At 48.3% G+C, this 9,915-nt stretch carries 8 protein-coding genes and 1 riboswitch; of the genes, 1 reads left to right on the top strand and 7 read right to left on the bottom strand.

Features of this window, described 5'->3' with window-relative positions:
• Positions 1–80 precede the first annotated feature (80 nt).
• From WMO65_RS16760 to WMO65_RS16730, 7 genes are all read right to left on the bottom strand, one after another.
• The gene (locus WMO65_RS16760) at positions 81–854 is read right to left on the bottom strand and encodes a biotin--[acetyl-CoA-carboxylase] ligase (protein WP_148391819.1); all 774 of its coding nucleotides are present in this window, start codon (positions 852–854) and stop codon (positions 81–83) included.
• A 6-nt stretch (positions 855–860) separates the two neighbouring features.
• Entirely contained in the window at positions 861–1,850 is a 990-nt protein-coding gene (gene argF, locus WMO65_RS16755; RefSeq protein WP_148391818.1) for an ornithine carbamoyltransferase, read from the bottom strand.
• A 48-nt stretch (positions 1,851–1,898) separates the two neighbouring features.
• Positions 1,899–3,071 carry a patatin-like phospholipase family protein gene (locus WMO65_RS16750; RefSeq protein ID WP_033143339.1) on the bottom strand — a complete coding sequence of 391 codons (1,173 nt, stop codon included), beginning with the start codon at positions 3,069–3,071 and terminating at the stop codon, positions 1,899–1,901.
• A gap of 161 nt (positions 3,072–3,232) precedes the next feature.
• On the bottom strand, positions 3,233–4,168 hold the full coding sequence (locus WMO65_RS16745; RefSeq protein ID WP_033143338.1) for an SPFH domain-containing protein: 936 nt from the start codon (positions 4,166–4,168) through the stop codon (positions 3,233–3,235).
• 1 nt (position 4,169) lies between these two features.
• Entirely contained in the window at positions 4,170–4,631 is a 462-nt protein-coding gene (locus WMO65_RS16740) for an NfeD family protein (RefSeq protein WP_052099685.1), read from the bottom strand.
• A 108-nt stretch (positions 4,632–4,739) separates the two neighbouring features.
• Positions 4,740–7,322 (bottom strand): ABC transporter permease, encoded by a 2,583-nt coding sequence (locus WMO65_RS16735; RefSeq protein ID WP_148391817.1) that lies wholly within the window; start codon positions 7,320–7,322, stop codon positions 4,740–4,742.
• Positions 7,315–7,998 (bottom strand): ABC transporter ATP-binding protein, encoded by a 684-nt coding sequence (locus WMO65_RS16730; protein ID WP_033143336.1) that lies wholly within the window; start codon positions 7,996–7,998, stop codon positions 7,315–7,317. The genes WMO65_RS16735 and WMO65_RS16730 overlap by 8 nt, the downstream gene beginning before the upstream one ends.
• A 234-nt stretch (positions 7,999–8,232) precedes the next feature.
• Positions 8,233–8,328, top strand: a riboswitch (purine riboswitch).
• Positions 8,329–8,475: 147 nt separating this feature from the next.
• Between WMO65_RS16730 and WMO65_RS16725 the strand changes: the two genes are divergently transcribed.
• Positions 8,476–9,849, top strand: coding sequence for an NCS2 family permease (locus WMO65_RS16725; RefSeq protein WP_033143335.1), 1,374 nt, complete (start codon positions 8,476–8,478; stop codon positions 9,847–9,849).
• The last annotated feature ends 66 nt before the right edge of the window (positions 9,850–9,915 follow it).

Here is a 9,915-nt window from a genome sequence, read left to right as displayed (position 1 = left end):
TGGGGCGAATACCTGCCACCACTACTCTTTTGCACGGTCAGCGCAGTAAATGCGCAGACCTGACTGAACAGTTACCACAACTATACATATCCATACAGCCCCCGCACAGATACTTCACCTGCAAAAATGATCTCACAGGCACCTCCCGGGGTCTGCACAAGAAGCTCCCCTGCCTCATCAATACCCAGACAGGTTCCCACAAGCTCCCGTTCTTTTTCCATAACCTTTACTTCCCGTCCTCTGCTGGCAAGAAGCCTGTCATATTCCTTCTGAAAAGGCTGCAGACTCCCTGCTTCTAAAAAGCGCTCATAATTCGCCTCAAAACGCTCCAGAACCGCTGCTGCCATCACATCCGTCTCCGGTGCCCGGCCGCACTCCAGCTTCAGGGATGTGGCCTTGTCCTTTATCTCCTCAGGGAACTTCTCCTCTGTGAGGTTAATGCCCACTCCGATGACCACATGGGATATTTTCCCTCCCTCCATGGACATTTCCGTGAGGATTCCGCAGAGTTTTTTCCCCGACATGACAAGGTCATTGGGCCATTTGATCTGCGCCGTCTTTCCTGTCACATCCGCCACTGCCTGTGCCGCGGAAAGCCCCATGAGCACTGTCATCATGGGGGCACGCTCGGGGGGCATATCCGGACGCAGAAGCAGGGACATGGCAAGACCGCTCCCCTTGGGATCTGCCCAGCTTCTGCCCCTTCTTCCTTTTCCTTTTGTCTGGTTTCTCGCCAGGAAGACCGCGCCGTGAGGCGCACCCTTCCCGGCTTCTCTTTTTGCCCAGTCATTGGTGGAATCTGTCTCCTCAGCAAAATTCCACGTTTTTCCCAGCCATACGGTCTTTAATTCCATCTGTCCTTATGCCCCCAAAGTCGCTGCCATTACAGCTTTGATCGTATGCATACGATTCTCCGCCTCATCGAAAACGACAGACTGTGCAGATTCGAATACTTCATCTGTCACTTCCATGTCTGTCAGACCGAAGCGCTGTCCCATCTCTTTTCCGATGGTGGTCTCCAGATCATGGAATGCAGGCAGGCAGTGCAGGAATATCGCCTCACTTCCCGCGTTCTCCATAACCTCGGCGGTCACCTTGTACGGGGTCAGCTCACGGATACGCTCTTCCCAGACTTCATCCGGTTCACCCATGGACACCCATACATCGGTATAGATCACATCCGCATCCTTTGTCCCTGCTTCCACATCTTCCGTAAGTGTGATGGTACCGCCGGATTTCTCGGCAAATGCCTCACACTCTTTTACAAGCGCGTCATTTGGGAAGTATTTCTTCGGTGCGCAGGCAACAAAATGCATTCCCATCTTGGCACAGAGGATCATCAGGGAATTTCCCATGTTGTAGCGCGCATCACCCATGTATACCAGTTTTACGCCCTTCACTCTGCCCAGGTGCTCCCGGATAGTCAGAAGGTCAGCCAGCATCTGTGTGGGGTGGTATTCGTTTGTCAGGCCGTTCCACACAGGCACACCTGCGTATTTTGCCAGCTCTTCCACGATCTCCTGTCCGAATCCGCGGTATTCAATTCCGTCATAGATTCTTCCCAGAACTCTGGCAGTGTCACGGATACTCTCTTTCTTGCCAATCTGGGAGCCTTTTGGGTCCAGATAGGTGGTTCCCATTCCCAGGTCGTGGGCTGCCACCTCAAAGGAACAGCGAGTCCTGGTGCTGGTCTTTTCAAAGATAAGAGCTACATTTCTGCCCTTTAATGTGTCAACGGGAACTCCCTGTTTTTTCTTTTCCTTTAGCTCAGCCGCCAAATCAATCAGATATTCAATTTCCTCAGCCGTAAAATCCTTCAGTGTCAGAAAACTGCGTCCTTTTAAATCCATCTTACTTATCCTCCTCATTTACCACGGCCCAGCCGCGTATCTCTTTAGTCAAATCAGAACATCCCTGGAAATCACCTGTACAAATGCAGGAATATCCATACCATGCAGCCGGTACAGCTTCCCATACACTGCTTCCTGAAGCTGCTCCAGCGTATAGATCCTGTATTTTGATACCCTGCACAGCTTTGCGGTTGCCTCCAGTAAAGCCAGATACAATTCCCGGTAATTCCAGTCCTTGGAGAGCTTCATCTCCTCTGCCAGAACCGGCAGGATCACCTCTGTCATATTACGCAGAAACAGCCTGGGGTCTCTGGAAAGCTGGTACGTATCCATCAGATATTCAAAGACCAAATCATCTAAGTCTGTCAACTGCTTTAAATAATAACACTCTTCTTCTGATTCATCAATATAATATATTTTTCCCTTCAGCCCGTATATTAAGCGCATGGTGTCATAATACCCGAGTTTCATATGCCGCCTGCTTTTTCTTCTGTCAAAATCTATGATGCTTCCCAGGCTCACTTTGGGAGCCACTGTATAAATTGTGGTTTCTTCGGGAATCTTTACCTTCTTCTCCCGTCCGATTCCGAAAATCCTTACCATAATAATATTTTCGTATCCACGGTCCACCAGGGAACTTAAGGGTACATTGTTGATGGCTCCGCCGTCAATGTAGCGTTTGCCGTGAAGACGTTCATTCTTAAACAGCGGAAAAATATAGGCGCTTGCCAGCAAAAAATCCTTAATAAGCTCCGGGTCACACTGCTTCACATCAATATCCAGCTCTTTCTTATCATCCACATTGAAGGTCAGGACATACAGATCCACAGGGGAATGGATGATCTTCTCCTCATCAATACATTCCGCGATCAGCTCCTTCAGCGGCGTCACATCAATACCGCCCTCTTTCATAAAATCAAAGGCGCTCTTCAGCATATCCACATCCAGCTTCTTCTGATGAAACAAAAGTTCCATTTTCTCATCTTCCACAGACATAATGCTGGAGTAGGAAATATTTTCCCAGACCTTCTCCGCATTGGTCAGATCATCCATGCAGATCAGGGCGCCGTTCAGTGCCCCCACGCTGGTGCCTGCAATGCCTTTGATCTTCACACCCGCTTCCCGCATGGCTTTCCATGCGCCGATCTGGTATGCACCCTTTGCGCCGCCGCCCTCCAGAACAAGACCATATTCCTTTGTAAGGTCAATTACCGGTTTCATGACTGATGCCTCCTCTTACCTATGATGCAGTCTGCATCCTGGATTTTTCACCCTGCCCTGCACACAATCACCCTGCTAATAAAATGCCGCAGAGGGGCTGTCACATATCTGCAACTGCCCCTCTGTCTTTATCATGCCCGACAGTAAATGCCCGCCGGAAGTTAGTTTTCTTTATCTGTGACGATCTCTTTCAGAGATGCCGCAAGACCTGCGATTCCCTGGATATCAGACGGAATTATGATTTTTGTCGCCTTGCCGTCCGCTGCCGCTTCAAATGCCTCCAGGCTCTTGATCGTCAGTACGCTCTGATCTGCACCTGCGTCTTTAATAAAACGGATACCATCTGCTTTTGCCTGCTGTACCTTCAGAATTGCCAGCGCCTGGCCTTCTGCTTCCTTGATCTTCTTTTCCTTCTCAGCCTCTGCACGGAGAATAGCTGCCTGTTTCTCAGCCTCCGCATCCAGGATTGCAGATTCTTTCTTACCTTCTGCTACCAGAATAGTGGATTTTTTCTCACCTTCTGCTCTCAGAATGGATTCACGGCGTTCACGCTCTGCCTTCATCTGTTTCTCCATGGCCTCCTGAATGGCTGCCGGCGGAATGATATTTTTCAGTTCCACGCGGTTTACTTTGATTCCCCACGGGTCCGTTGCCACGTCCAGAGACGCACGCATCTTGGTATTAATAATCTCCCTGGAGGTCAGGGTAGCGTCCAGTTCCATATCACCAATGATGTTACGCAGTGTAGTGGCTGTCAGATTCTCAATTGCCATGATGGGATTCTCCACACCATAGGCAAACAGACGCGGGTCTGTGATCTGGAAGAATACAACCGTATCAATCCTCATGGTAACATTATCTTTTGTGATGACCGGCTGCGGTGCAAAGTCCACAACCTGCTCTTTCAGATTCACACGTTTTGCGATCCTGTCAACAAACGGAATTTTAAAGTGAAGTCCTGTTCCCCATGTCTCCTTATACATTCCCAGGCGTTCAATGATCATGGCGTGTGCCTGGGGCACGATCCTGATACAGGACGCTATCACGATAAGCAGAAGTATAACCGCAATAATCAGTAATACTGTTCCTACATTCATATTATTTTTCCTCCTCTACAATTAGCTTTACTCCCTCGACCGCCACAATTCTCACGACTTTTCCTTCATCGATAATTGTTTCGTCCTTGGATTTAGCGGACCATTCCAGTCCATTTACCACAGCCTGCCCGGTACCTCTCAGATTATCTATGGTTTTTATAACCACGGCCTTTTCGCCGGGAAGACTGTCTACATTTGTCTTTGATACATTTTTGTTCATGTACTTTATTGCTATCGGCCTGGTAAAAATAAGCAGGAGTATAGAGACCGCAAAAAACAGTATGATCTGCAGCCATAAAGGTCCGCCTGCCAGTGCTGCAAGAAACGCGGCCAGTGCTCCTCCCGCAAACCAGATGGTTGTAAGCCCCAGGGTGATGATCTCAACCACCAGAAGCACCCCCAAAAGGATCAGCCACATCACTGCTATGGAACCTGCTGTAAAAGCTGTAAAGAATGTCAACATACCCATCTCTCCTTTCCGGATGATTTCAGGTAAAAAAAATCAGTCCTTTACGAATAATATATCCATTTGTTGATATTATATCGTAAAAGACTGAAAATAACAATATTTTTATTCCGCTTTTCTCATTCTTTCCGTCACGCTTGTCCTGCACATACTCCTATAACACAGCGCGGGAACCGCAAGCACAACCAGTACGAGAACCGGGAAACAGAGCAGTATGGGTGTGACCGTAAATCTCCAGCTATAGAAGAAAAGAGCGTCTCCTAAGCCGCGGATCGCTGTGGCATTCAGTATCCCGCCTAATATGACGGACGCTGCGCCTGTAAAAAGCGCGTACAGAAGGCCTTCACATCCCAGCATCCGGCGGAGCTGTGTCCCGGTCATCCCCACTGCCTCCATCATGGCAAACTCCTGCTTTCTGGACAGGACTGACGTCACCATGGTATTGATAAAGTTTAAAATACCAATGGCCGCCAGGATCAGTGACAGAAGCCCGCCAACTATGACGTACATATCTTTATCTTCCTCAAACTCTGCGGCTACTGTGGCTTTTGACGTATAATCCAGGTCTGCATTTACATTTTCGCAGTAGTTGGAAAGCCATTTTTCCATGTCAGCCTCTTTGTCCTTTTCCACATTGAAAAGTGTTCTCATGGGCAGCCTGTCTCCGATAAAATCCAGGTATTCCCGGTCAGGAAGTACGAAATTATATTCAAATACACCATAGGACTGAAGTCCGCAGGCATAGGGCAGATCCCCTACAGCCATCACCTCATACTCTCTGCTGCTGCCGTCATCCAGGCGGACCGTCACTTTGTCTCCGACTTCGTAATAATTGATCCGGTTCTCATCCGGGCCCAGATGTCCGAACTTTGAGGTTATCACGTATTTTCCCGTTTTAAACTTCTCCCAGTCCAGTTCCCCCTCCGAGAGTTCCATCTTCTCATAGATGAGGCGTCCGATTCCGAATATTTTGCCGTCTATAATGTCAAAGGTGCCGTTTGCAATGGATTCCTGGTAGGCTTCCTCTGCAAAATATTTTCCCAGATATGGCTGTGCCTTTGGATTCTGCAGTATTTTCTTATTAAACGCAGACCGCTCTTCCTCCGTAAAATTGGGTTGATTTATATAATTCATGTAAACATTGGAGATTTCCTCCACCCCGCTCTGCTCTGACAGCGCATCCAGAAATTCTCTTGTCACACCCTCCACCGGTTTATCAATGATCGTAGGGTTATCAAGACCGGCTTCATATACGGAATAATCACTGACCGTGGCGGAGGCAATGAATTTATCCATATCAAATCCGCTTACAAGCCCGTAGACACTGTTCAGCAGCACCAGTCCCAGGGAAAGGGAGGTGGTCACAATGACAACTTTCTTTTTATTTCTCTGCATATTGGCTGCCGCCATGGTCCAGGGTTTTACCTTCTTTGTCTTCCTGCCCTTTTTCCCGGCCGCTTTGCTGTTCTGTCCTTCCGTATACCGTACAGCCTCCACAGGTGAGACGGAGGATGCGATACGGCACGGTTTAATGCAGCTTATATAGACCGTCAGAAGGGAAAAAACAGCGGAGGCAGCAAAGATCCATAGTTTTAAAGTCACCTTCGTATCCGCTGTACTGGAAAACACCAGATTTTGCATGACAATGGGAAGTATCCATTTTCCTGTCACACCGCCCAGCAAAAGACCCAGAGGAATGCCGTACAGACAGAGCATATAGGCCTGTCTGCGCACAATCTTCCTGAGCTGTCTGCCCGTTGTGCCGATGGTCTTCAAAAGGCCGTACCGACGGATATCATAAAACACATTGATATAGAAAATGTTGTAGATGATCAGGTAGCCGGATACCAGGATCACCAGCAGAAGGGCAGCCACAGGAAGCATATCTTCTATATTGATATCCATTCCCATGTAGGCCCAGTTGATTCCATCGCTTACTGTATCCTTGGGGAATCCGCACCTCTCTGCCAGCGCCTCCATCTTCCCGGTCAGATCAAAACTATTACGGAAATTAAAATCCGCCATGATCCTTCCCGTATAACCGGATGCGTCTATATTGCTTCCCATGGCGGAAACCGTGGGTGTGGGCGCCAGCTCATCCGCCAGTTCTCTGGACACCAGCATGATCTGGGACATGGATATGGTATCTCCCTTGAAATAGCCGGTAAGTGTAAAAGTCCGCTCGTATTCCCTGTCACTGACTGTAAACTTGAGAGGGACTTTTTGCCCGACTTCGCAGGGTATGCCCATGGCTTTTAAAACCAGGTCGCTGGTGACAATCTCATCCGCAGCCTCCGGCATGCGCCCTTCCTCAGGATAGCAGAAGCTGAACTTTGCTTCCAAATCCTCGTAATATCCTATTTCTGTTCTCAGTTTTTTCAGCGACTCGTTCACAGCTTCCCCTACCACGATTCGATAGGACACTTCTTTTAACTTCTTATCCTTTTTGACTATATCGTACTCTTCCTGTGTCAGGTATTTGAATCCGCCGTGGGCGCTTCCTCCCACCTGGCGCATGGTGGCCTCCTGCTGCTTCTCCACAATACTTCCGCCGATGGTAAAGACCGAGGTAAAAAGCAGGGCAGTCAGGGCTATGGCAAGAACAGCAATGAGGTTTCTGCTCTTGGCTGCCTTTCTGGTCCTGTCAGCCACGCGGCGGATGGCTTTCCGGTTCTTGACTTTACGCATCTGCCTCACCGCCTTTTACGATTCTTCCGTCCTCTATGCGGATGATGCGGTCAGCCATCTGAGCAATCTCTTCATTGTGAGTGATCATAACTATGGTCTGTCCGAATTTCTCACCCGTCACTTTAAGCAGTCCCAGTACATCCTGGCTGGTATGGGAATCCAGGTTTCCGGTAGGCTCGTCAGCCAGAATAATGGCAGGCTTTGTGGCAAGCGCCCTGGCAATGGCAACTCTCTGCTGCTGTCCGCCGGAGAGCTGGCTGGGCAGACTGTTCAGCTTGCTCCCCAGACCAAGCACCTCCACTATTTGATTTACATAACTTTTATCCACGTCATTTCCGTCAAGTTCGATGGGCAGAACAATATTCTCATACACGTTCAGGACAGGTACCAGGTTATAGCTCTGGAAAATAAAACCGATCTTGCGTCTGCGGAAGATGCACAGGGAATCTTCCTTGAGCCGGGAGATATCCTTGTCATCCACATAGACCTTACCGGAGGAGGGACGGTCCAGACCGCCCAGCATGTGCAGCAGCGTGGATTTCCCGCTCCCGCTGGTCCCCACCACCGCCAGGAATTCGCCCCGCTCCACAGCCATATCCACGCCGTCCAGGGCCTTTACAAGGTTATCCCCTGTACCGTAATATTTTCTGAGTGCTTCTGTCTTCAATACTTCCATATCTTCACCTTTCTGCTGCCCGTATCATGTGTATCTGCAGGGACAGGCAAGTAATTATTTTTACTGTCCTTATCCTATCATTTTATTCTTTCCACATTATTTCGGAAATCTAACACTTGTGAAAGAATTGCGGCTGCCGGTACTTGATGATTATAGAAAATTTCATTCTCCTATTGCCTTTCCGTTAAAAATGTAGTATGCTAGCATTATAAAGTCTTAATAAATTTTTTATGGAAATAAAATATTTGTGAAGTTTATATAGGCTCATAATTGGATGGGCGTCTCTACCAGCTACCGTAATAGCTGCCTATAAATTTCCGGATGAGGAATTGTGCCGGAAATCAGCAGTTTATGACCGGTAGTATTTTTTACGGAATTTTTAAAAGGAAAGGAGGCAGAACTATAACGACCCGGCGGCGGTTCATCCATAAAAAATAACATTAGCTCGTATAATGAGTGGAGGCAGGAGGAAAATTTATGAGTTTAGAAAAAATATTTCATTTAAAAGAAAATCACACGGACGTTAAGACTGAGATTCTGGCTGGTGTTACCACATTCATGACAATGGCGTACATCCTTGCCGTAAATCCCAATATCCTTTCAGAATCCGGTATGGACCGGGGTGCGGTCTTTACAGCTACCGCCCTGGCATCCTTTATCGCTACCTGTCTGATGGCAGCGCTGTCCAACTATCCTTTTGTATTGGCTCCCGGCATGGGGCTGAACGCGTATTTTACCTATACGGTTGTTATGGGCATGGGATTTTCCTGGCAGATGGCACTGAGCGCGGTATTTGTGGAAGGTATCATCTTCATCGTACTGTCGCTGACCAATGTGCGTGAGGCTATATTCAACGCCATACCCATGAACCTGAAACATGCGGTATCCGTAGGTATCGGCCTGTTCATTGCATTTATAGGACTTCAGAATGCCAAGATCGTTGTGGACTCCTCAACACTTGTCACCCTGTTTTCCTTTAAGAGTTCCATCAAAAACGGGACTTTTCAGTCTGAGGGTATTACCGTGCTGTTAGCTCTCATCGGACTTTTGATCACAGCCATTCTTCTTGTAAAGAACATAAAGGGAAATATCCTGTGGGGCATTCTGAGTACCTGGATCCTTGGTATCCTCTGCCAGTTTGCAGGGATTTATGTGCCCAATCCAGAAGCCGGCTTCTACAGCCTGCTGCCGGATTTCTCCAACGGTATTTCCATCCCCAGCATAGCTCCTACTTTTATGCATATGGATTTCTCAAAAGTGTTTACCATGGACTTTGTAGTCATCATGTTCGCATTCCTGTTCGTGGATATGTTCGATACACTGGGCACTCTGATCGGTGTAGCTTCCAAAGCTGATATGCTGGATGAAAACGGAAAGCTTCCGAAGATCAAAGGCGCTCTCATGGCAGACGCTGTCGGTACCGCTGCCGGTGCGGTTCTCGGTACCTCCACAACCACCACTTTCGTGGAAAGTGCTTCCGGCGTAGCAGAAGGCGGACGTACAGGACTTACAAGTCTGACAGCGGCCCTTTTATTCGGCCTCTCCCTGTTCCTGTCACCTATCTTTCTGGCTATTCCGTCCTTTGCAACGGCACCGGCGCTGATCATTGTAGGCTTCCTGATGCTGACATCCATCACGAAGATCAATTTTGAGGACTTCACAGAAGCGATCCCGGCATTCATCTGTATTATCGCAATGCCGTTTATGTACAGTATCTCCGAAGGAATCTCCTTTGGCGTTATCTCCTACGTGGTCATCAACCTTGTATCCGGAAAGGCAAAGGAAAAGAAGATCAGCCTTCTGATGTATATACTGGCTGTGCTGTTTATCTGTAAATATATTATGATATAACCACAACATCCGGTAACACAGCCGTTCCCCGGAATGTCCGGGAGAAAACCGCCCCCATGGTTTCTC

The organism is Blautia caccae, from assembly GCF_040095955.1.
Lineage (GTDB): Bacteria > Bacillota > Clostridia > Lachnospirales > Lachnospiraceae > Blautia > Blautia celeris.
The sequence above is the reverse complement of the archived record's forward strand: the minus strand, read 5'-3'. Positions and strand labels throughout refer to the sequence as shown.